Source organism: Pseudomonas sp. (genome assembly GCF_040514055.1).
Taxonomy (GTDB): Bacteria; Pseudomonadota; Gammaproteobacteria; order Pseudomonadales; family Pseudomonadaceae; genus Aquipseudomonas.
The window spans coordinates 1-21,253 of record NZ_JBEVDL010000062.1 but is presented as its reverse complement, the minus strand read 5'-3'; the positions used below and the strand labels follow the sequence as shown (position 1 = coordinate 21,253).

Below are 21,253 nucleotides of genomic sequence, written 5' to 3'. Positions count from 1 at the left end.
GATGTCGCACCAATCCGATCTGATCAGCGAAGATATCCAGGCCTACCTGGCGCAGCACGAGCGCAAGGAACTGTTGCGTTTCCTGACCTGCGGCAACGTTGACGACGGCAAGAGCACCCTGATCGGGCGCCTGCTGCACGATTCCAAGATGATCTACGAGGATCATCTGGAAGCCATCACCCGCGACTCGAAGAAGGTCGGCACCACCGGTGACGACATCGACCTGGCGCTGCTGGTCGATGGCCTGCAGGCCGAGCGCGAGCAGGGCATCACCATCGACGTGGCCTACCGCTATTTCTCCACCGCCAAGCGCAAGTTCATCATCGCCGACACCCCGGGGCACGAGCAGTACACGCGCAACATGGCCACCGGGGCCTCGACCTGCGACCTGGCGATCATCCTGATCGACGCCCGTTATGGCGTGCAGACCCAGACCAAGCGGCACAGCTTTATCGCCTCGTTGCTGGGCATCAAGCATATAGTCGTGGCCATCAACAAGATGGACCTCAAGGGCTTCGATCAGGGCGTGTTCGAGCAGATCAAGGCCGATTACCTGGCGTTCGCCGAAGGCATCCAGCTCAAGCCCAGCTCCCTGCATTTTGTCCCGATGTCGGCCCTCAAGGGCGACAACGTGGTCAACCGCAGCGAGCGTGCGCCCTGGTATGACGGCCAGTCGCTGATGGAGATCCTCGAGACCGTGGAAGTCGCCGGCGATCGCAACTTCACCGACCTGCGGTTCCCGGTGCAGTACGTCAACCGTCCTAACCTGAATTTCCGCGGCTTCGCCGGCACCCTGGCCAGCGGCATCGTGCACAAGGGCGACGAGGTCATAGTGCTGCCGTCCGGCAAGGGCAGCCGGGTCAAGTCCATCGTCACCTTCGAGGGCGAGCTGGAGCAGGCCGGTCCCGGCCAAGCCGTGACCCTGACCCTGGAAGACGAAATCGATATCTCCCGCGGCGACCTGCTGGTGCATGCCGACAACCCACCCCAGGTCAGCGAACAGTTCGAGGCCATGCTGGTGTGGATGGCCGAGGAACCCCTGCTGCCGGGCAAAAAGTACGATATCAAGCGCGCCACCAGCTACGTACCGGGGTCGATCGCCAGCATCGTGTTCAAGGTCGACGTCAATACCCTGGAAGAAGGGCCGGGTAGCAGCCTGCAGCTGAACGAGATCGGCAAGGTCAAGGTCGCCCTGGATGCGCCCATCGCCCTGGACGGTTACGACCATAACCGCACCACCGGCTCCTTTATCATCATTGATCGCCTGACCAACGGCACGGTCGGCGCGGGCATGATCATCGCCAAAGCGGTCAACGCCTCGGGCGAAGGTCCGCACGGCAAGCTGGCCCATGTCGCCGTCGAGGAGCGCGCCGCGCGCTTCGGCCAGCAGCCCGCCACGGTGCTGTTCAGCGGCTTGTCCGGCGCCGGCAAGAGCACACTGGCCTATGCCGTGGAGCGCAAGCTGTTCGACATGGGCCGTGCGGTTTACGTGCTGGACGGCCAGAACCTGCGCCACGACCTGAACAAGGGGCTGGCCCAGGACCGTGCCGGGCGCACCGAAAACTGGCGGCGCGCGGCCCACGTCGCGCGTCAGTTCAACGAAGCGGGATTGCTGACCCTGGCCGCGTTCGTCGCCCCGGACGCCCTGGGTCGCGAGCAGGCCCGCGCGTTGATCGGCAACGAACGCTTGCTGACCGTCTATGTCCAGGCCTCGCCGCAGGTCTGCGCCGAGCGCGATCCGCAAGGCCTGTACGCCGCCGGTGGCGACAATATTCCGGGCGAGTCCTTCCCCTACGACGTGCCCCTGGATGCCGATCTGGTGATCGACACCCAGTCGCTGTCGCTGGAAGACGGGGTCAAGCATGTGCTGGAGCTGCTGCGCAGTCGCGGCGCGATCTGAGTCGCCTCGCTGAAACTAAAAAGCCCCGCCGATCAGGCGGGGCTTTTTTATTTGAGCCGTGACGATGTGATGATCGTTTCCACGCTCCGCGTGGAAATGCAGTCCTGGAGGCTCCGGCGTCCCCCCCCGGTGGCCAATCACAGAGCCGATGTCACTGCTGCGGCGCTGAGCGTCACGGGGCAGGCTCCCACGCGGGAGCGTGGGAGCCATCCGTGTAGCGCGGTCATGGACCGCGCCTACGGGACGCGCTGTTACTTCTTCAGGCCAAAAGCCGCATCCAGGGTGCCGGGCACGTCGGCCACCTTGGGCGCGTAGTCCTTGGGGGCCTCGTTGCTTTTCGGCGGCGTCAGGCGTTCGCGGGGGGCGGTGAGCTCCTCGCTGTGCAGGGTGGCCAGCAGGCGCTGGCGGGTCAGTTCGTCCAGGGCCAGGCGGCTGGCACCTTCGGACAGGTGCTCCTGCACTTCCTGGTAACTCTGGGTGAGTTTTCTCACCAGGTTGGCGGTGGTGTTGAAATGGGTGACCACTTCGCTTTGATAACTGTCAAAACGTTCCTGCATATCGTCCAGCTGGCGCTGGGTACGATTGGGCGCGGCGCTGGGCGCCAGGCGGGCCACCAGAAAACCGATGGCGATGCCTGCTACCAGGGCCAGCGTCGGGAATAACCAGGCGGTGAGCGTCTGTTCCACGAATCCTTCCTCTCTAAACGGCTTTGCTTTACGTTAACGGCTCTAACCTGCGCTGTATAGCGCGCTGCAAAGCCGGGATGGACGATGCGCAGGCAGGATTGAAAGCGGCGGTGCGCCCATTCGGATCGAATCGGTGCAACGCCTAACTAGACGAGTAGACCCCGACCGGGGTCACGGAGTTTCCTCTTGTTGACCCGCGAAGCCCCTCTGCAGCTCGACGGCCCCTGCGGTGCCCTCGAAGCCCTCTATCAGGACCTGCCCGAACCCCGTGGCCTGGTGCTGCTGTGCCATCCCAATCCGGTGCAAGGCGGCACCATGCTGAACAAGGTGATCTCCACCTTGCAGCGCTGCGCCCGCGACAGCGGCCTGGTGACCCTGCGCTTCAACTACCGCGGCACCGGTGCCAGTGCCGGTGAACATGACATGCAGCGCGGCGAGATCGAGGATGCCGAGGCCGCCGCCACCTGGCTGCGCGCGCAGTACCCGGCGCTGCCGCTGACGCTGATCGGGTTTTCCTTTGGCGGTTTCGTGGCGGCGGCGTTGGCCGGTCGCCTGGAGGCCCGGGCGGTGGCCCTGGACCGCCTGCTGATGGTGGCGCCGGCGGTGGGGCGCCTCGAGCCCGGCGATCTGCCGCAGCACTGCCCGTTGGTGGTGATCCAGCCCGAGGCGGACGAGGTGATCGATCCGGCAACGGTATTTGCCTGGTCGCAAGGCCTGGGGCGTGCCCATGAGCTGTTGAAAGTGGCAGAATGCGGCCACTTCTTTCACGGCAAGCTGGGCGACCTGAAAGCGCTGGTCGAACCCCGCCTGTGAACCCCGGATCTCCGATTGCAGCCCGATAAGCGACCGCCCATGACCACTCGTATTCTCACTGGCATCACCACCTCCGGCACCCCGCACCTGGGCAACTACGCCGGCGCGATCCGCCCGGCAATCGTCGCCAGTCGCCAGGAGGGGGCCGACTCCTTCTATTTCCTTGCCGATTACCATGCGCTGATCAAGTGTGACGATCCGTTGCGCATTCAACGCTCGCGCCTGGAAATCGCCGCCACCTGGCTGGCCTGCGGGTTGGACAGCGACCGGGTGACTTTCTACCGGCAGTCGGACATCCCCGAGATCCCCGAGCTGACCTGGTTGCTCACCTGTGTGGCCGGCAAGGGCCTGCTCAATCGCGCCCATGCCTACAAGGCGTCGGTGGACCGCAACCTGGAGCTCGGCGAGGACCCGGACGCGGGCGTGACCATGGGCCTGTACAGCTACCCGGTGCTGATGGCGGCGGACATCCTGATGTTCAATGCGCAGCAGGTGCCGGTTGGGCGCGATCAGATCCAGCACGTGGAGATGGCCCGCGACATCGGTCAGCGCTTCAACCACCTGTTCGGCCGCGGTCGCGAGTTTTTCGTCCAGCCCCAGGCGCTGATCGAGGAGGGCGTGGCCACCTTGCCGGGGCTCGACGGGCGCAAGATGTCCAAAAGCTACGACAACACCATTCCGCTGTTCGGCAGCGCCAAGCAGCTCAAGGCCGCGATCGCCCAGATCGTCACCGACTCCAGGGCGCCGGGCGAAGCCAAGGACCCGGATGGCGCGCACCTGTTCACCCTTTATCAGGCCTTTGCCACCCCGGAGCAGGTCGCGGGTTTCCGTGCCGAGCTGTTGCAGGGCTTGGCGTGGGGCGAAGCCAAGCAACGGTTGTTCGAGCTGCTGGACAACGAACTGGGCGAGGCGCGCGAACGCTACCACGAGCTGATCTCCCGGCCGGACGACCTGGAGGACATCCTGCTGGCCGGGGCGCTCAAGGCCCGCAAGATCGCCACGCCCTTTCTCGGCGAGCTGCGCGAAGCGGTGGGGCTGCGTTCGTTCCGCGCCGATCTGCAGGCCGGTACCCAGGCCAAGAAGAAGACCGGTAAGGCCGCGCGGTTCGTCAGCTTTCGCGACGACGACGGGCGTTTCCGCTTCCGTCTGCTGGACGCCGCCGGCGAGCAATTGCTGTTGTCGGTGGCCTTCGCCGACGGCAAGGCCGCCGGCCAGGCGAGCAAGCGCCTGCAGGCGGGCGAGCCGCTCGATCTGCGCCCGATAGAGGGCGGGTTCAGTGTTTGGCTGGACGATCAACCGGTCGCCGACAGTCCGACCTTTGCCGACGTGGCGCTGCGCGATGGCGCGATGCAGGGCTTGCGCGAGGCGCTGGGTCCGCAACCGGACTGACCGGCTGCTCGCTTGGGTGCGGCTGGCGATTGCCAAGCTGCGGGGTCGCCGCTACAGTGACGACCCCGTTTTTTTGGCCCAGCTAGCGATCTATGACCCCTCTCGAGCGATACCAGGCTGATCTGAAGCGTCCCGACTTCTTCCCCGATGCGGCGCAGGAAACGGCCGTGCGCCACCTGCAGCGGCTCTACGATGAGCTGGTGGCGGCGCACAAGCACAAGCCCGGGTTGTTCGGCGCCCTGTTCGGCAAGAAGACCCTGGAACCGGTCAAGGGCCTGTATTTCTGGGGCGGGGTGGGGCGCGGCAAGACCTACCTGGTCGACACCTTCTTCGATGCGCTGCCGTTCCAGGAAAAGATGCGCACGCACTTTCACCGTTTTATGAAGCGTGTGCACGAGGAGCTGAAAACCCTCAGCGGCGAGAAGAACCCCTTGCCGCTGATTGCCAAGCGCTTTGCCGCCGAGGCGCGGGTGATCTGCTTCGACGAGTTCTTCGTGTCCGATATCACCGATGCGATGATCCTCGCGACCCTGCTCGAGGAGCTGTTCAAGAACGGCGTGAGCCTGGTGGCGACCTCCAATATCGTACCGGACGGCCTCTACAAGGACGGCCTGCAGCGTGCGCGCTTCCTGCCCGCCATCGCCCTGCTCAAGCAGCACACCTGCATCGTCAATGTCGACAGCGGGGTGGATTACCGCCTGCGCGCCCTGGAGCAGGCCGAGTTGTTCCATTGGCCACTGGGCGCCGAGGCCCAAGCCAGTCTGGCGCGCAGTTTCCAAAGCCTGTTGCCGGAACATTGCCAGGTGCAGGACAACGAAGACCTGATGATCGAGAACCGCGCCATCCGCGCGCTCAAGGTTGGCGACGACGTGGCCTGGTTCGAATTCCGCGAGCTGTGCGACGGCCCACGCAGCCAGAACGACTATATCGAGCTGGCGAAGATCTTCCACGCCGTGGTGATCTCCAATATCGAACAGATGGGCGTGCAGGAGGACGACCTGGCGCGGCGCTTTATCAACCTGGTCGACGAGTTCTACGACCGTAACGTCAAGCTGATCCTGTCCGCCGAGGTGGAGCTGAAAGACCTCTACACCGGCGGTCGCCTGACCTTCGAGTTCCAGCGCACCCTGAGTCGCCTGTTGGAAATGCAGTCCCATGAGTTCCTTTCGCGGGCGCACAAGCCGTAAAAAAGCAGCGGCAAGCGGCAAGCGGCAAGCGGCAAGCTTCAAGAAAAAAACAGCTCTAAGCAGCAAGCTTTAAGCCTAAAGCTTGTGGCTTGTGGCTTGTGGCTTGTGGCTTGTGGCTTGTGGCTTGTGGCTTGTGGCTTGTGGCTTGTGGCTTGTGGCTTGTGGCTGTTTATTCAATTGCTCGCCAGCGCCTGCTGGAATTGCTGGAGCAGTTGCCGGGCGTGTTCCACTTCCAGCGCTTCCATGGCGCTGATCGGGCGGATGGCCACGGCCCGGCGCAGGTGCTCCAGGGCCTTGGCCTGCTCGTCGTCGCCGTACACATAGCTTAGGGCGTTTGCGTACTCGTAATGGCCGATGGGTAGCTCGGCGGCGTCGAACGCCTGGGCGAAGTACCCTTCCATGCGCTCGGCACTGACCCCATAGGTCATGCCGCCGACCAGGCTGCCTACCTTGCGGATGACCCCGGCCTGATAACCGCCATACAGGGCCAGGGCATAGGGTTGCCGGGGCTGGCGGGCCAGCAGGGCATCGAGTTCCTGGGGGATCTCGCGGGTGTAGCCGCGCTTGAGCACCAGCGCGATCGGCAGCTCCTCGCCCAGACGCGCCTTGGCGTAGACCCGGCCGAACAGCGCGGCGTTGTCCGCCTCGATCAGGGCGCCAGCGCGGTCGGTATAGGCGATCACTTCTTCCAGCAGCCGGTGTTTTTCCTCCGCATCCTCCACCAGGAACAGCGCCTGGGTGACCTGGGCGAACAGCGCCGGCACCTGTCCGCCGAAGCCCAGCGCCAGGCCTTGGCTTCGCGCCTTGGCGAAGTCGCCGCGAAACACCAGGCGCCAGACCTCCTGCACCTGGGCGGCGTAACGTGCGGCCTCCTCGGGCGTGCCCTTGAAGCCGGCCTCGGCGGCCGAGGCCAGGGCGTCGGGGTGGCGGCGGGCCATGGCCATGGCCCAGTCGGCGTCCGGGAAGGGGTAATCGGCGCCGAAGCCGCGGGTCAGCTGTGGCCAGGCCTGGCGCAGGGCGTCGCCGGGGTAGTCGAATGCCGCCTGGTCGAGAGGGAAGGGCGTCCAGGGTTGCTCGGCCGCGGCCGAAAGACTGAACAGCGTCAGCAAGGCAAGCAGATAACGGCGCATGGCGGTGACCTTTTTCTTGTTGTAGTGCGCCGATCATAGGCTGCAGCTACTCCCGGCCAACCCATCCAAGGGTGTGCGGCGCTGCCCGGGTGTTACCTCGGGGCATGGGCGATCAGGCGAGGCTGTCCTTGTGCTGGTACTGGCGGCGGTACTGGTTGGGCGACAGCTCGGTGTGTTGGCGAAACAGCCGGGCAAAAAAACTGGCGTCGTCGTAGCCGACTTCGTAGCTGATGGTCTTGATGCTCTTGCGCGTGGCGCTGAGCAGGCCCTTGGCCGTGTCGACCCGCAGGCGTTGCAGGTAGTGCAGGGGCTTGTCGCCGGTGGCGGCGAGAAAGCGTCGCATAAAGTTGCGGATGCTCATGCCGTGGGCGCGGGCGACGTCTTCGAAGCGGAATTTCTCGGCGAAGTGCTCCTCGAGCCAGTGCTGGATCTGCAGGATCGTCAGGTCCTGGTGCAGTTTCTGCCCGCCAAAGCCGATGCGTCCCGGCGTATAACTGCGCTGCACCTCGTACAGGATATCGCGGGCCACGGCCTGGGCCACGTTGGCGCCGCAGAAGCGTTCGATCAGGTAGAGGTACAGGTCGCAGGCCGAGGTCACGCCGCCGGCGCAATACAGGTTGTCGGCGTCCGACAGGTGTTTGTCCGGGTTGAGCAGGACCTTGGGGAAGCGTTCGGCGAACTCGCGGAAAAAGCGCCAGTAGGTGGTCGCTTCCTTGCCGTCGAGCAGGCCGGCCTGGGCCATCCAGAACACCCCGGTGGCTTCGCCGCAGACCACGCTGCCATTGGCGTGGCAGTCGCGTAGCCAGGGCAGGACCTGGGGGTGATGGGCGCACAGGGCGTCGAAGTCGTCCCAGAAGGCGGGCAGGATGATCACATCGGCCGCGCTCAGGCCGCCGTCCACTGGGATGGTGACGTCACTGAAGCTGCGCACCGAGTGGCCATCGGGACTGACCAGGAGGATCTCCAGGGCCGGTGTCAGCCCCAATCCCAGCTGTTTGCCGTAGCGCAGGCTGGCCATATGGAAAAAATCCTTGGCCTGCATCAAGGTGGAGGCGAAGACGCCCTCGGTGGCCAGGATGCAGATGCGTTTTAGCGGGATGACGGGTGCAGGGGGCATATATTGTTGTTCTTATAGGGGGAAGCGGCCAATAGGTGGCTGGATCGTCTTATTTTTTGGCGCATGTGTCCAGTGCATCCGCGCCCGCGACTGACTACAGTCGAGCCCACGCTTCCCCCTGCCTCCTCTTGTCCGCCAGGTGCACCCATGATTCCCAGAACGATTTTCAGCTCCGAACACGAGCTTTTTCGCGACAGCGTACGTAAATTCCTCGAGCGTGAGGCCGTGCCTTTCCATGCGCAGTGGGAAAAGGACGGCCATATTGATCGCCGCTTGTGGAACAAGGCGGGCGAGGCCGGCCTGCTTTGCTCGCATATTCCCGAAGCCTACGGTGGCATGGGCGCCGATTTCCTCTTCAGCACCGTGGTGATCGAAGAGATCGGCCGCCTGGGGCTGACCGGCATCGGTTTTTCCCTGCACTCGGACATAGTGGCGCCCTACCTGCTGCATTACGGCAGCGAGGCCCTGAAGCTCAAGTACTTGCCGCGCATGGTATCCGGCGAAATGGTCACGGCCATCGCCATGACCGAGCCGGGTGCTGGTTCGGACTTGCAGGGGGTCAAGACCACGGCCGTGCTGGACGGCGATCACTATCTGATCAACGGCTCCAAGACCTTTATCACCAACGGCTTTCTCGCCGATCTGGTGGTGGTCGTGGCCAAGACCGATCCCCAGGCCGGCGCCAAGGGCACCAGCCTGTTTCTGGTCGAGGCCGGCACCCCGGGCTTCGCCAAGGGCAAGCGCCTGGAGAAGGTCGGCATGAAGGCGCAGGACACCTCCGAGCTGTTTTTCCAGGACGTGCGCGTGCCCAAGGAAAACCTGCTGGGCCAAGCCGGTATGGGCTTCGCCTACCTGATGCAGGAGCTGCCCCAGGAGCGGCTGACCGTGGGTATTGGCGCCCTGGCCTCGGCCGAGGCGGCGCTGCGCTGGACCCTGGACTATACCCGTGAGCGCAAGGCCTTCGGCAAGGCCGTCGGCGACTTTCAGAACACCCGTTTCAAGCTGGCGGAAATCGCCACCGAGGTGCAGATCGGTCGGGTTTTTGTCGACCGCTGCCTGGAGCTGCACCTGCAGGGCAAGCTGGACGTGCCCACCGCGGCGATGCTCAAGTACTGGGGCACCGACCTGCAGTGCAAGGTGCTCGACGAATGCGTGCAGCTGCACGGCGGCTACGGCTATATGTGGGAATACCCGGTGGCGCGTGCCTGGGCCGATGCGCGGGTGCAGCGCATCTACGCCGGCACCAACGAGATCATGAAGGAAATCATTGCCCGTTCGCTCTGACGTCGGGTGGCCTCGCCACGTTTTTCAGCCTCCACGGCGTACTGCCTGCGGCGAGTACGCCCTACGGGTTAGAAGCGGGTACCGAGAACCGTAGGGCGGCCTCGTCGCGCTTCATCGGTCATGCCTCGCCGCTCTCCTCAACCGAACCCCAAGAACGGACCAGGGTCCTATCGGGCATCAGGGCTTGGGAGTGAGCATGGAGACTTACCAGGGGTGGAGCGGCGACGCGCGCCAGGCGCGCGAGTTGCAGCGCCAATTGGCGCAGCGGGTTCGCCTGCAGGACGATTTCGCGGTGGTGCGAACCATTGCCGGCCTGGACGTCGGGTTCGAGCAGGGTGGCGCGGTGACCCTGGCCGCGGCCGTGTTGTTGCGCGCCGATACCCTGCAAGTGCTAGGTCAGAGCCTGGCCCGGGTGCCGACCTGCATGTCCTATGTGCCGGGCCTGCTGTCCTTTCGCGAGTTGCCGGCGTTGCTGGAGGCCCTGAAGGGATTGCCCCAAGTGCCGGACCTGATTCTCTGTGACGGCCAGGGCATCGCCCATCCGCGGCGACTGGGCATTGCGGCGCACCTGGGGGTAGTCACCAACCTGCCGAGCATTGGCGTCGCCAAAAGTATCCTGTTGGGCGAGCACGCCGAGCTCGCCCCGCAGCGGGGGGCTCACGTGCCGTTGCTGCACGGGGCCGAGCAGATTGGCTGGGTGCTGCGCAGCAAGGACCGGGTGCGACCCTTGATCGTCTCGCCGGGGCATCGAGTCAGCATGGCCAGCGCAATGGCGTGGGTGTTGGCCTGTGGCCGGGGTTATCGCTTGCCCGAACCGACTCGCCTGGCGGATCGGCTCGCCTCCCGCCGCGGCGCCTTGCCCGCAGCGTCCGCGAGCGCCGTTGGCGGCGCGGATCTTTTTTCCTGATACGGCTGGCTCGCACCCCGTTGCCCGACGGCAGCGTGGCGCGGACTGGTGCCGCCCTAGGGCGCTGGATTCGGCTGCGCCTGATGGATCGCCTCGATGCCTGCCAGTACCTCGTCGCTCAGCTGCAGGCTGGCGCTGCCCAGGTTGCTGTCGAGCTGCTCCAGGGTGGTGGCGCCGATGATATTGCTGGTGACGAAGGGGCGGCTGGTGACAAAGGCCAGCGCCATCTGCGCCGGGTCCAGGCCGTGTTCACGGGCCAGGGCGACATAGGCCGCGCAGGCGCGCTCCGATTGCGGATTGGTGTAGCGGGTGAAGCGGCTGTACAGGCTGATTCGTCCACCAGCCGGACGCGCGCCATTTTCGTATTTGCCCGACAGCATGCCGAAGGCCAGGGGTGAATAGGCCAGCAGGCCGCAATCCTCGCGGTGGGCGATTTCGGCCAGGCCTACTTCAAAGGTGCGGTTGAGCAGGTTATAGGGGTTCTGGATCGAGACCATGCGCGGCAAGCCCAGGCGCTCGGCCAGCTGCAGGTAACTCATCAGGCCCCAGGGGGTCTCGTTGGACAGGCCAACCTGGCGGATCTTGCCGGCCTTGACCTGCTCGCCCAGCACGTCCAGGGTTTCCTGCAAGGCGGTAAACCCCTGCTCCTGGTGCTGATAGCCCAATTTGCCGAAGAAATTGGTGCTGCGTTCCGGCCAGTGCAGCTGGTAAAGGTCGATCCAGTCGGTCTGCAGGCGCTGCAGGCTGGCGTCCAGCGCGGCGGCTATATGGGCGCGGTCGTGCTTGAGCTGGCCGTCGCGGATGTAGCCGATACCGTTGCCGGGCCCGGCGATCTTGCTGGCCAGAACCCAGTCCTGGCGGTTGCCGCGGGCCTTGAAGTAATTTCCGAGGATCTGTTCGGTGCGGCTGTAGGTCTCCGGCCGTGGCGGGACCGGGTACATCTCCGCGGTGTCGACGAAGTTGATCCCCGCGCCACGGGCGCGGTCGAGCTGGGCGAAGGCCTGGGCCTCGTCGTTTTGTTCACCCCAGGTCATGCTGCCCAGGCACAGGCTGCTGACGTGTAGACCGCTTCGACCAAGCTGGCGCAGTTCCATTATTCTCTCCATTTGAAAAAGGACATCAAAGCAGGTTGAAATTTTTCGCGCAATCGGCATAATTCCGCAGCTGTTTTCGGTGGGGGATGCCTAGCCCACCGTACTGGCCGAACGGACGTGATGACCCGAGCCCCCGATAGCGTCCGTCTGCGGCTGTCTTTGACTTGTCAAAGCGCGCACCATTCAGTAAGATCCGCCGTCTCATTTCAGGGCGGCCCCTGAGGCTATTTAAAGAATGAAAACTTTTACTGCTAAACCGGAAACTGTTAAGCGCGACTGGTTCGTCGTCGACGCTGCAGGTCAGACTCTGGGTCGTCTGGCCACAGAAATCGCTACTCGTCTGCGTGGCAAGCACAAGCCCGAGTACACCCCGCACGTGGATACCGGCGATTACATCGTCGTGATCAATGCCGAGCTGGTGCGTGTAACCGGTGCCAAGACCACCGACAAAATGTACTACTCTCACTCCGGTTTCCCGGGTGGCATCAAGTCGATCAACTTCGAAAAGTTGATCGCCAAGGCGCCAGAGCGTGTGCTCGAGACCGCGGTCAAAGGCATGCTGCCGAAGAATCCGCTGGGTCGCGACATGTACCGTAAGCTGAAAGTGTATGCGGGCGCTGCTCACCCCCATGCTGCTCAGCAGCCCCAAGAACTGAAGTTTTAACGGAATAGTTCATTATGTCGGCGACTCAAAATTACGGCACTGGCCGTCGCAAGACTGCAACCGCGCGCGTTTTCCTGCGTGCCGGTACTGGCAAGATTTCCATCAACAACCGCACGCTGGACACCTTCTTCGGTCGTGAAACCGCCCGTATGGTGGTTCGCCAGCCGCTGGAACTGACCCAGCTGGGCGAGAAGTTCGACATCTACGTCACCGTGATCGGTGGTGGTGTCAGCGGTCAAGCCGGTGCGATCCGCCACGGTATCACCCGTGCGCTGATGGACTACGACGAATCGCTGCGCCCTGCACTGCGCAAGGCTGGCTTCGTAACCCGTGACGCACGTGAAGTTGAACGTAAGAAAGTGGGTCTGCGTAAAGCGCGTAAGCGTCCTCAGTACTCCAAGCGTTAATTCGCTGCTGCGTTCAAAGACGCCCAGTTCCATTCGGAGCTGGGCGTTTTTTTTGCCTGTGTCACAGACCTTGCGACAACTTGCCGCACCCGCGGGTGGCCCGTGCGCCAAGGCTTTCAGCCGTGCGATGGCCGGTAATTACCTTGTCAGTAAAGGGGCTTTTCTTTAACATTCGGCAAACTTTTTGAACGGCCCGATTTTTACTTAGTAGAGGCCTGAACAAACAGGCCACAAAGCTGATGGGAGACGACTGAATGAGCAATGACGGCGTGAATGCAGGCCGGCGTCGCTTCCTGGTAGCCGCCACCTCCGTGGTGGGTGCTGCAGGAGCGGTGGGTGCTGCGGTCCCGTTCGTGGGGTCATGGTTCCCAAGCGCCAAGGCCAAGGCCGCAGGTGCACCGGTGAAGGTGAGTGTCGGCAAGATCGAGCCGGGTCAGCAGATGGTCGCTGAGTGGCGCGGACAGCCGGTATTTATCCTGCGCCGTACCGATGAAATTCTCGGTAACCTGGGCAAGATCGAGGCCGAGATGGCCGATCCGGAATCCAAGGCCTCCACGCAGCCCGCCTATGTGGACCCCAAGACGCGTTCGATCCGGCCGGACCTGCTGGTGCTGGTCGGCTTGTGCACGCACCTGGGGTGTTCGCCGTCCTTCCGTCCGGAAGTGGCGCCTGCGGACCTGGGCGACAAATGGGTAGGGGGCTATTTCTGCCCCTGTCATGGCTCGCGTTACGATCTGGCCGGCCGCGTCTACAAGTCGCAGCCCGCGCCCATGAACCTGCCGGTGCCGCCTTACTCGTACGAGTCGGATGATGTCATCGTCGTCGGCGTGGACCAGGAGAAAGCCTGATGAGCAAATTCATGGAATGGGTCGATGCGCGTTTTCCCGCGACCAAGATGTGGGAAGACCATCTCTCCAAGTACTACGCCCCGAAGAACTTCAACTTCTTCTATTTCTTCGGTTCGCTGGCCCTGTTGGTGCTGGTCAACCAGATCGTCACCGGTGTCTGGCTGACCATGAGCTACACGCCGTCGGCGGAAGAGGCCTTCGCCTCCGTCGAATACATCATGCGCGACGTCGAATACGGCTGGATCCTGCGCTACCTGCACTCCACCGGTGCCTCGGCGTTTTTCGTGGTGGTCTACCTGCACATGTTCCGCGGGCTGCTCTACGGCTCGTACCAGAAGCCGCGTGAGCTGGTCTGGTTGTTTGGCATGCTGATCTACCTGGCGCTGATGGCCGAAGCCTTTATGGGCTACCTGCTGCCCTGGGGCCAGATGTCCTACTGGGGGGCCCAGGTGATCATCTCGCTGTTCGGCGCCATCCCGGTGATCGGCGGCGACCTGACCCAGTGGATCCGCGGTGACTACCTGATTTCCGGGATCACCCTGAACCGCTTTTTCGCCTTGCATGTGGTGGCCTTGCCCATCGTGATTCTCGGGCTGGTGGTGCTGCATATCCTGGCGCTGCACGAAGTGGGGTCGAACAACCCCGATGGCGTCGACATCAAGAAATTCAAGGACGAGAACGGCAAGCCGTTGGACGGCATCGCCTTCCATCCCTACTACACGGTGAAAGACATTGCCGGGGTAGTGGTGTTCCTGTTCATCTTCTGTGCGGTGGTGTTCTTCTTCCCGGAAATGGGCGGTTATTTCCTCGAGAAGCCCAACTTCGAAGTGGCGAACTCGTTCAAGACCCCTGAGCACATCGCCCCGGTCTGGTACTTCACCCCCTTCTACGCCATCCTGCGTGCGGTGCCGGACAAGCTGTTGGGCGTGATCGCCATGGGCGCGGCCATCGCGGTGCTGTTCGTGCTGCCCTGGCTGGACCGCAGTCCGGTCAAGTCGATGCGCTACAAGGGCTGGTTGAGCAAGATCTGGTTGCTGGTGTTCTGCGTGTCCTTTGTGATCCTCGGTGTGTTGGGTGTGCTCTCACCAACCCCTGAGCGAACGCTGTTGTCGCAGATCTGCACCTTCCTGTATTTCGCCTACTTCATTTTGATGCCGTTCTACACCCGGCTCGAAAAGACCAAACCGGTTCCGGAAAGGGTGACTGGCTGATGAAAAAGCAATTAGCTGCATTGATTCTCGCGGTGCTACCGGTGTTTGCCTTCGCCAACGCCGGCGGTTACCACCCGGAATCGGTCGAAATCGACCTGACTGATAAAGCGGCCCTGCAGGATGGCGCGCGGACCTTCGCCAACTACTGCATGGGTTGCCACAGCGCCAAGTTCCAGCGCTATGAGCGCGTCGCCACCGACCTGGATATCCCGGTCGAGCTGATGATGGACAACCTGGTCTTCACCGGCGCCAAGATCGGCGAGCATATGAAGATCGGCATGCGCCCTCAGGACGCCAAGACCTGGTTCGGCGCCGCGCCGCCGGACCTGACCCTGGTGGCCCGGGTGCGTGGCAACGATTGGCTCTACACCTACCTGCGGACCTTTTACGCCGACCCGGCACGGCCGTGGGGGGTGAACAACAAGATGTTCCCCAACGTCGGCATGCCCAACGTGCTGGAGTCCCTGCAGGGGCGCCAGGTGATTGGTTGCAAGCAGGTGCAGGTGGTCGAGGAGGGCAAGAAGCAATTCGACCCCCTGACCGGTACGCCGATCACCCACGAGGCCTGTGATCAGCTGACCATAGTGCCCAAGACCGGCAAGTTGAACGAAGCCGAATTCGATAAGAAGATCCAGAACCTGGTGACTTTCCTGGCATACTCGGCGAACCCGGTGCAGCTGGAAAGTCGTCGGATTGGCACCTATGTGCTGTTGTACCTGGCGTTCTTCTTCGTGTTTGCCTACCTGCTCAAGCGCGAGTACTGGAAGGACGTGCATTAAACCGTTCCAGTCCCGTTGTCGACGCGCGCGCCCCTTTGGGCGCGCGCGTTTTTCTGCTTCCAATAACTTTAACAAGCGAGGAGGACCGCCATGGGCGTGACCAACCGGTTGGCCTGTTACTCCGACCCCGCCGACCACTATTCCCACCGCGTGCGTATCGTGCTCGCCGAGAAAGGTGTCAGCGCCGAGATCATCAACGTCGAGCCGGGTCGCGTGCCGCCCAAGCTGACCGAGCTGAACCCCTATGGCAGCGTGCCGACCCTGGTCGACCGCGACCTGGCGTTGTACGAATCCACGGTGGTCATGGAGTACCTGGACGAGCGTTATCCGCACCCGCCGTTATTACCGGTTTACCCGGTGGCGCGTGCCAACAGCCGTCTGCTGATCCACCGTATCCAGCGCGACTGGTGTCGTCATGTGGACCTGATCCTGGATCCGCGCAGCAAGGAGCCGGCGCGTGTACAGGCGCGCAAGGAGCTGCGTGAGAGCCTGACCGGCGTCTCGCCGCTGTTCGTCGACAAGGCCTATTTCCTCAGTGACGAATTGAGTCTGGTGGACTGTTGCCTGTTGCCGATTCTCTGGCGTTTGCCATTATTGGGTATCGAATTGCCGAAGCCGGCCAAGCCGTTGCTCGATTACATGGAGCGTCAATTCGCCCGCGAAGCCTTTCAGCTCAGTCTGTCGGGCGCCGAACGCGACATGCGTTGAACACCCACCATTAAGGAGTTTTCGATGAAATCCAGTCGTCCTTATCTGGTTCGTGCCCTCTACGAATGGATTGTGGATAACGAGTGTACGCCGCACCTGCTGGTCAATGCCGAATACCCCCGCGTGCAAGTGCCTCAGGGCTTCGCCAGCGATGGCCAGATCGTCCTGAACGTGTCGCCCAGTGCGGTGCGCCACCTGCACATGGACAATGACGCGGTGAGCTTCGAGGGGCGTTTCGGTGGCGTGGCGCATTCCCTGTATGTGCCCGCCGCTGCGGTGCTGGCCATCTATGCCCGGGAGAACGGCCAGGGCATGGTCTTCGACCTGGAGGCGCCCGGCGCTGAAACGGACGGGACGACGCCGGACGATGATCCGTCCGGGAGCGAGCCGCCTCGTCCCAGCGGGCGTCCGAGCCTGAAGGTGGTCAAGTAGTCGCGGTTACCCGCATGAAAAAGGCGACCCTGGGGTCGCCTTTTTCATGGATGTGCCCTCAGTCGGTGTACTGGAACAGCTTGACGATCTTCTGTACGCCGGACACGCCCTGCACCAGATTCGCAGCGCGCAATCCTTCCTGGCGCGTCACCAGGCCCAGCAGATAGATCACGCCGTTCTCGGTCACCACCTTGACCTGCGAGCCGGGCACGCTGTTGTCGGCCAGCATCTGGGTCTTGATCTTGGTGGTGAGCAGGGCGTCGTTGCTGCGGGCCAGGGTGGAAGAAGGTTGGGTCACCTGCAGTTCGTTGTGCACCTTCTTCACGCCGGCCACCGTGCGCGCGGCCTTTTCCGCCAGTTCCTTGAGTTCGGCTCTGGGGGTCTGTCCGGCCAACAAGACCACGCCGTTGTAGCTGGTGACCACCACGTGGGAGGTGGTACTGCTGAGGTCGGCGTGGGCCTTGGTGATCTGTTCCTGGACCTTGGGTGCGGTGAACTGGTCGTCGATCTTGTTGCCGACGCTGCGGTTGCCGCAGCCGCTCAGCAGCAGGCTCAAGGCCAGGGCGGCGAGGATTAGCGGGGAACGGGTCATTCTTCACTCCCAAACAATTGGCTGTCGATCAGGTCGCACAGGCAGTGGATCACCAGCAGGTGAACCTCTTGAATGCGCGCGGTGGTTTTCGAGGGCACACGAATCTCCACGTCTTCGGGCAACAGCAGCGAGGCCATGCCGCCGCCGTCGCGCCCGGTGAGGGCGATCACGGTCATTTCGCGATCATGGGCCGCCTGGATGGCCTGGATCACGTTGGCCGAATTGCCGCTGGTGGAGATCGCCAGCAGCACGTCACCCGGTTGCCCCAGGGCGCGAATCTGCTTGGAGAACACTTCGTTGTAGCTGTAGTCATTGGCGATCGAGGTCAGGGTCGACGTGTCGGTGGTCAGCGCGATGGCGGGCAGGCTGGGCCGCTCGCGCTCGAAGCGGTTGAGCATTTCCGAGGAAAAATGCTGGGCATCGCCGGCCGAGCCGCCGTTGCCGCAGGCGAGGATCTTGCCCTCGCTGAGCAGGGCATGGACCATCGCCTGGCTGGCTTGCTCGATATAGGCGGGCAGCACCTCCTGGGCCTGCTGCTTGGTCTCGATGCTGGCCTGGAAGAGCTGTCGGATACGGGATTGCATGTCCATCGGGGTATAGGCCTTCAGTGTGGCGCTCAGGTGTCGAACGCGTTCTGGATCCAGTTCAGTTGGGGTCCGTGATGAGGGTCGGGGCTGACGGCGATCACGTCGAAACGGCAGGGGTGGGCCGACCAGCGGGTCTGTCGCAGCAAGAACTGTTGAGCGGCAGCGGTCAGTTTCGTCCGCTTGCGCGCGTCGACGCTTTCCAGTGCGCCGCCCCAGGCGGCGTGTTGTCGGTAACGGACCTCGACGAATACTACTGTATCGCCGTCCAGCATGACCAGATCGAGCTCGCCCTGGCGACAGTGCCAGTTCTGCGCCAGCAAGCGCAGACCCTGCCGCTCGAGGTGCGCGCGGGCCAGGTCTTCGGCCTCGCGGCCGCTGTCCTGGGCGCGGGTCATGGAATCGTGCTCAGTTCGGGCTGTCGGGAAGGCGCAGGACCTGGCCGTCGCGAAATTCGGCCCAGGGCAGCTGGCGTTCGATGCGCTGGGTTGGATTCAGGCTGAGCGAGCCGGAGTGCCCTTCGATACGGCTTTCGGGCAGCGCCTTGAGTTGGGTCAGACGCGGAGCCAACTGGTAGGCATCCACCCCCATGGCGTAGAGCCGGCCCAGGCTGCCGCCGGCTTGCGGCCATTGGCTGACCACCTGCTGACGCAGGGCGTCGTTGCCGTCGAGCAGCCAGGGTGTTTCGCAAAAACGGATGCCGTTGAGGTCCAGGTACTGGGTCGGGTTACCGGCGGCGGTGAACAGGTGCGACGTGGCGTACACCGGGACGTCGCCGGCGTACTGGAAGGCCAGGGTCGGCTTGATCTGCTGGGCCTGCTGTGGCGTGGCCGCGAGGAAGATGAAGTCGATGTCCTGGCGGCGTGACGGCTGCGCGGCGACTGCGGTGCCGAGGGTGCTTTGCAGGCGCTGGCCGCGGGATTCGCTCTCGCGCAGCTGGAACAGGTCGGCGATCTGCTGGGCCAGTTGCACGGGCTGGTCGATGTGTTCGGCGGCGATAAAGGTACCGCCCGCCGCCTGCCAGCTTTGCCGGAAGGCGTCCAGGACACGGTCACCCCATTCGCCCTGCGGAACCAGGGCGACGGCTCGGCGCATGCCATCGGCCCAGGCGCGGCGTGCCACTTCGCGCGCCTCGTCCTCGGCGGCCAGGCCGAATTGGAACAGCTGCGCCGGGCCTTCCTGGCCGGCTTCGCTGTAATTCAGGGCAAGGGTGGTAATAGGCAACTGCTCACGATCGCTAAGCTGCTTGACCAGCGGCTTTTCCAGCGGGCCGACCACCAGTTGGATGCCGTCGGCCTGGGCCTGGCGGTAGAAGTCATCCAGTGATCCAATACGGGCACTGTCGTAGAAAGTGATGGCGGGTGGGTTTTGGCCCGCCTGCTGGGCCTGGAAGTGGGCGGCCATAAAGCCGTCGCGCAACGCGCGGGCCACCGAGGTCAGCGGGCCGTCCTGTGGCAGCAACAGGGCGATCTTGCTCAGCGGCTGGCTGGCCAGGGCCTTGAGCTTGCTCAGGGCGTCGGGCAGCTGCAGGGCTGCCGGGTGCTGTGGGTGTTGCTGGACCCAGCTGTCGATGGCTGCTTGCTGCTGTTCCAGGGTGCCGGCCGTTTTGGTCGCCCGCGCCAATTCAAGCCAACCCGCCAGGTCAGCGTCGCCACTGGCTTGCAACTGCTCCAAGGGCAGGTTGGCAATCAGTGCCCAGATGCCTTCATGGTTGCTGCGCTCGGCCTCGCCGTCCAGCAAGGGGGCGATAAAGACCCGCTCGCGGGCGGCTGCCAGTGCCTGGCCGTCTGCCTGCAGGGCCTGGGCGCGCACCAATTGAGTACGGATCTGCTGCTCCACCGGCAGCTCCGCCAGACGCTCCAGGCTCGGCAGGCTGAGGGCCTTGAGCGCCGCCTTGGGGTTGTTGCGGGTCATGGCCAGCTCCGCCGCCAAGGTGCTGCCGAAGATTTGCTGGGCGGGTGCAAGGCCGCCCAGGGAGACTTGTTCGAGGATGCGTGTGGCTTGTCCCAGGTCTTTGCGCTGGTAGGCCAGGTCGGCGGCTGCCAGGCGTAGCGAAGCGGCTTCTTGCGGGTCGCTGGTCTCAGCTTGCTGTAACAGCTGCTCCAAGCTGGCTTGTGGGGTGCGTGGCAGTTCACCCAGGGTGGATGATGGCGAACTGGCGCAGGCCGCCAGGAGACCGGCGAGACAGAGGGCGGAGAGCGGGCGCAGGCAGGCGATCATGTAAGCGTTCCCTGTGACTGGAGCAAATGAGGGCGGATTGTACCCAAGCCCCGTCGGGGGTGCGATGTCGGTGGCGAGAAACGGGCTACAATGCGCGCTTTGAGCGCTAGCGAGGGTGTTGCAGTGACAGTTCCAGGGGTTCCGAGTGCCGTTGCCGGCACGCTTTTTGTGGTGGCTACGCCGATCGGCAACCTGGACGACATCAGCGCGCGGGCCTTGTCGGTGCTGCGTGAGGTGGCCCTGATCGCCGCGGAAGACACCCGTCACTCGGCGCGTCTGATGCAGCATTTCGGCATTGGCACGCCGCTCGTCGCTTGCCATGAGCACAACGAGCGCGACCAGGGCAGTCGGTTTCTGGCGCGCCTGCTGGCGGGCGATGACGTGGCACTGATTTCCGATGCGGGAACCCCACTGATTTCTGACCCGGGATACCATCTGGTGCGCCAGGCGCGGGCCGCTGGCATTGCAGTGGTGCCAGTGCCCGGCGCCTGCGCGCTGATCGCCGCCTTGTCGGCTGCCGGCCTGCCCTCCGATCGTTTTGTCTTCGAAGGCTTTCTGCCGGCCAAGGCGGCGGGGCGCCGTGCTCGTCTCGAGCTGGTCAAGGAAGAGCCGCGGACCCTGATTTTCTACGAGGCCCCGCACCGAATCCTCGAATGCCTGCAGGACCTGGAGTTGGTGTTCGGCGGCGAGCGGCCGGCCTTGCTGGCACGGGAGCTGACCAAGACCTTCGAGACCCTCAAGGGGCTGCCGCTGGCCGAGCTGCGTGCGTTCGTCGAGGGTGACAGCAACCAGCAGCGAGGCGAGTGCGTGGTGCTGGTCAGCGGTTGGCAGGCACCCGAGGGCGAGGACGCGGTCAGCGCAGAGGCGCTACGGGTGCTGGATTTACTGCTGCAGGAAATGCCCCTCAAGCGCGCGGCGGCCTTGGCGGCGGAGATCACCGGGGTGCGCAAGAACCTGTTGTACCAGGCCGCGCTGGCACGGCAGCAATGAGTCAGCGGTAAGCGACAAGCTATAAGCTGCAAGTGAGAAGAGGGCATGACCGGTTTGGTCGCCTGTCGCAGCTCCTATTAAAGCTTGCGGGTACTGGCTTGGGTCGTTAATCTTGGTGGTGGAGAGTCGATTGGACAGTCGCTGTTTCATTTCGTTCGCGAAATGGAAGGGAGGAAAGTCCGGGCTCCATAGGGCGGAGTGCCAGGTAACGCCTGGGAGGCGTGAGCCTACGGAAAGTGCCACAGAAAATAACCGCCTAAGCGCTTCGGCGCCGGTAAGGGTGAAAAGGTGCGGTAAGAGCGCACCGCACG

Annotated in this window: 22 protein-coding genes and 1 other RNA gene; 15 read left to right on the top strand and 8 right to left on the bottom strand. The window is 63.7% G+C overall.

What is annotated here, in order from left to right; translation table 11 throughout:
- The first annotated feature begins 1 nt into the window (after position 1).
- Positions 2-1,900, top strand: coding sequence for a sulfate adenylyltransferase subunit CysN (gene cysN / locus ABWY06_RS14320; protein WP_353926229.1), 1,899 nt, complete (start codon positions 2-4; stop codon positions 1,898-1,900).
- A gap of 251 nt (positions 1,901-2,151) precedes the next feature.
- On the opposite strand, the gene ABWY06_RS14315 is transcribed toward cysN, so the two are convergent.
- Complete coding sequence (locus tag ABWY06_RS14315; RefSeq protein WP_353926228.1) at positions 2,152-2,586, bottom strand: Z-ring associated ZapG family protein; 435 nt, start codon at positions 2,584-2,586, stop codon at positions 2,152-2,154.
- 186 nt (positions 2,587-2,772) lie between these two features.
- Between ABWY06_RS14315 and ABWY06_RS14310 the strand changes: the two genes are divergently transcribed.
- The 3 genes from ABWY06_RS14310 to zapE all read left to right on the top strand — a co-directional run bounded on the left by ABWY06_RS14310 (position 2,773) and on the right by zapE (position 5,975).
- Positions 2,773-3,399: an alpha/beta hydrolase gene (locus ABWY06_RS14310; RefSeq protein WP_353926227.1), complete on the top strand. Its 627-nt coding sequence runs from the start codon at positions 2,773-2,775 to the stop codon at positions 3,397-3,399.
- A 39-nt stretch (positions 3,400-3,438) separates the two neighbouring features.
- A complete protein-coding gene (locus ABWY06_RS14305) occupies positions 3,439-4,788 on the top strand; it encodes a tryptophan--tRNA ligase (RefSeq protein ID WP_353926226.1) in 1,350 nt (449 codons plus the stop codon).
- 92 nt (positions 4,789-4,880) lie between these two features.
- A complete protein-coding gene (zapE, locus tag ABWY06_RS14300; protein WP_353926225.1) occupies positions 4,881-5,975 on the top strand; it encodes a cell division protein ZapE in 1,095 nt (364 codons plus the stop codon).
- A gap of 173 nt (positions 5,976-6,148) precedes the next feature.
- On the opposite strand, the gene ABWY06_RS14295 is transcribed toward zapE, so the two are convergent.
- Together ABWY06_RS14295 and ABWY06_RS14290 are read right to left on the bottom strand one after the other, a co-directional pair.
- On the bottom strand, positions 6,149-7,105 hold the full coding sequence (locus tag ABWY06_RS14295; protein WP_353926224.1) for a hypothetical protein: 957 nt from the start codon (positions 7,103-7,105) through the stop codon (positions 6,149-6,151).
- Between the two features lie 112 nt (positions 7,106-7,217).
- The gene (locus ABWY06_RS14290) at positions 7,218-8,123 is read right to left on the bottom strand and encodes a GlxA family transcriptional regulator (RefSeq protein WP_353926299.1); all 906 of its coding nucleotides are present in this window, start codon (positions 8,121-8,123) and stop codon (positions 7,218-7,220) included.
- A gap of 246 nt (positions 8,124-8,369) precedes the next feature.
- On the opposite strand from ABWY06_RS14290, the gene ABWY06_RS14285 reads away from it, so the two are divergent.
- On the top strand, positions 8,370-9,506 hold the full coding sequence (locus ABWY06_RS14285; protein WP_353926223.1) for an acyl-CoA dehydrogenase family protein: 1,137 nt from the start codon (positions 8,370-8,372) through the stop codon (positions 9,504-9,506).
- A gap of 196 nt (positions 9,507-9,702) precedes the next feature.
- Positions 9,703-10,413 carry a deoxyribonuclease V gene (gene nfi / locus ABWY06_RS14280; protein WP_353926222.1) on the top strand — a complete coding sequence of 237 codons (711 nt, stop codon included), beginning with the start codon at positions 9,703-9,705 and terminating at the stop codon, positions 10,411-10,413.
- Between the two features lie 56 nt (positions 10,414-10,469).
- Here nfi and ABWY06_RS14275 read toward each other — a convergent pair whose 3' ends face one another.
- Entirely contained in the window at positions 10,470-11,507 is a 1,038-nt protein-coding gene (locus tag ABWY06_RS14275) for an NADP(H)-dependent aldo-keto reductase (protein ID WP_353926221.1), read from the bottom strand.
- 235 nt (positions 11,508-11,742) lie between these two features.
- On the opposite strand from ABWY06_RS14275, the gene rplM reads away from it, so the two are divergent.
- From rplM to ABWY06_RS14240, 7 genes are all read left to right on the top strand, one after another.
- Entirely contained in the window at positions 11,743-12,171 is a 429-nt protein-coding gene (gene rplM / locus ABWY06_RS14270) for a 50S ribosomal protein L13 (RefSeq protein WP_353926220.1), read from the top strand.
- Positions 12,172-12,185: 14 nt separating this feature from the next.
- Complete coding sequence (rpsI, locus tag ABWY06_RS14265; RefSeq protein WP_296222531.1) at positions 12,186-12,578, top strand: 30S ribosomal protein S9; 393 nt, start codon at positions 12,186-12,188, stop codon at positions 12,576-12,578.
- 254 nt (positions 12,579-12,832) lie between these two features.
- The gene (petA, locus tag ABWY06_RS14260) at positions 12,833-13,426 is read left to right on the top strand and encodes a ubiquinol-cytochrome c reductase iron-sulfur subunit (RefSeq protein WP_353926219.1); all 594 of its coding nucleotides are present in this window, start codon (positions 12,833-12,835) and stop codon (positions 13,424-13,426) included.
- Positions 13,426-14,637, top strand: a complete 1,212-nt coding sequence (locus tag ABWY06_RS14255; RefSeq protein WP_353926218.1) for a cytochrome b — start codon at positions 13,426-13,428, stop codon at positions 14,635-14,637. The genes petA and ABWY06_RS14255 overlap by 1 nt, the downstream gene beginning before the upstream one ends.
- Positions 14,637-15,416 carry a cytochrome c1 gene (locus ABWY06_RS14250; protein WP_353926217.1) on the top strand — a complete coding sequence of 260 codons (780 nt, stop codon included), beginning with the start codon at positions 14,637-14,639 and terminating at the stop codon, positions 15,414-15,416. The genes ABWY06_RS14255 and ABWY06_RS14250 overlap by 1 nt, the downstream gene beginning before the upstream one ends.
- 90 nt (positions 15,417-15,506) lie before the next feature.
- Positions 15,507-16,124, top strand: a complete 618-nt coding sequence (locus ABWY06_RS14245; RefSeq protein ID WP_353926216.1) for a glutathione S-transferase N-terminal domain-containing protein — start codon at positions 15,507-15,509, stop codon at positions 16,122-16,124.
- Between the two features lie 24 nt (positions 16,125-16,148).
- Positions 16,149-16,556: a ClpXP protease specificity-enhancing factor gene (locus ABWY06_RS14240; protein WP_353926215.1), complete on the top strand. Its 408-nt coding sequence runs from the start codon at positions 16,149-16,151 to the stop codon at positions 16,554-16,556.
- A gap of 58 nt (positions 16,557-16,614) precedes the next feature.
- On the opposite strand, the gene ABWY06_RS14235 is transcribed toward ABWY06_RS14240, so the two are convergent.
- From ABWY06_RS14235 to ABWY06_RS14220, 4 genes are read right to left on the bottom strand one after another with little or no spacing between them, the layout of a single operon-like run.
- Positions 16,615-17,148, bottom strand: coding sequence for a BON domain-containing protein (locus tag ABWY06_RS14235; RefSeq protein WP_353926214.1), 534 nt, complete (start codon positions 17,146-17,148; stop codon positions 16,615-16,617).
- Complete coding sequence (locus tag ABWY06_RS14230; protein WP_353926213.1) at positions 17,145-17,738, bottom strand: phosphoheptose isomerase; 594 nt, start codon at positions 17,736-17,738, stop codon at positions 17,145-17,147. Before ABWY06_RS14230 ends, ABWY06_RS14235 begins: the two co-directional genes overlap by 4 nt.
- Before the next feature lie 26 nt (positions 17,739-17,764).
- Positions 17,765-18,130 (bottom strand): YraN family protein, encoded by a 366-nt coding sequence (locus ABWY06_RS14225; RefSeq protein WP_353926212.1) that lies wholly within the window; start codon positions 18,128-18,130, stop codon positions 17,765-17,767.
- A 10-nt stretch (positions 18,131-18,140) separates the two neighbouring features.
- Positions 18,141-19,952: a penicillin-binding protein activator gene (locus tag ABWY06_RS14220; RefSeq protein WP_353926211.1), complete on the bottom strand. Its 1,812-nt coding sequence runs from the start codon at positions 19,950-19,952 to the stop codon at positions 18,141-18,143.
- 90 nt (positions 19,953-20,042) lie between these two features.
- Here ABWY06_RS14220 and rsmI point away from each other — a divergent pair, with 90 nt between their 5' ends.
- The gene (gene rsmI, locus ABWY06_RS14215; protein WP_353926210.1) at positions 20,043-20,942 is read left to right on the top strand and encodes a 16S rRNA (cytidine(1402)-2'-O)-methyltransferase; all 900 of its coding nucleotides are present in this window, start codon (positions 20,043-20,045) and stop codon (positions 20,940-20,942) included.
- A gap of 122 nt (positions 20,943-21,064) precedes the next feature.
- Positions 21,065-21,253, top strand: an RNA gene (gene rnpB, locus ABWY06_RS14210) — RNase P RNA component class A; the annotation flags it as partial.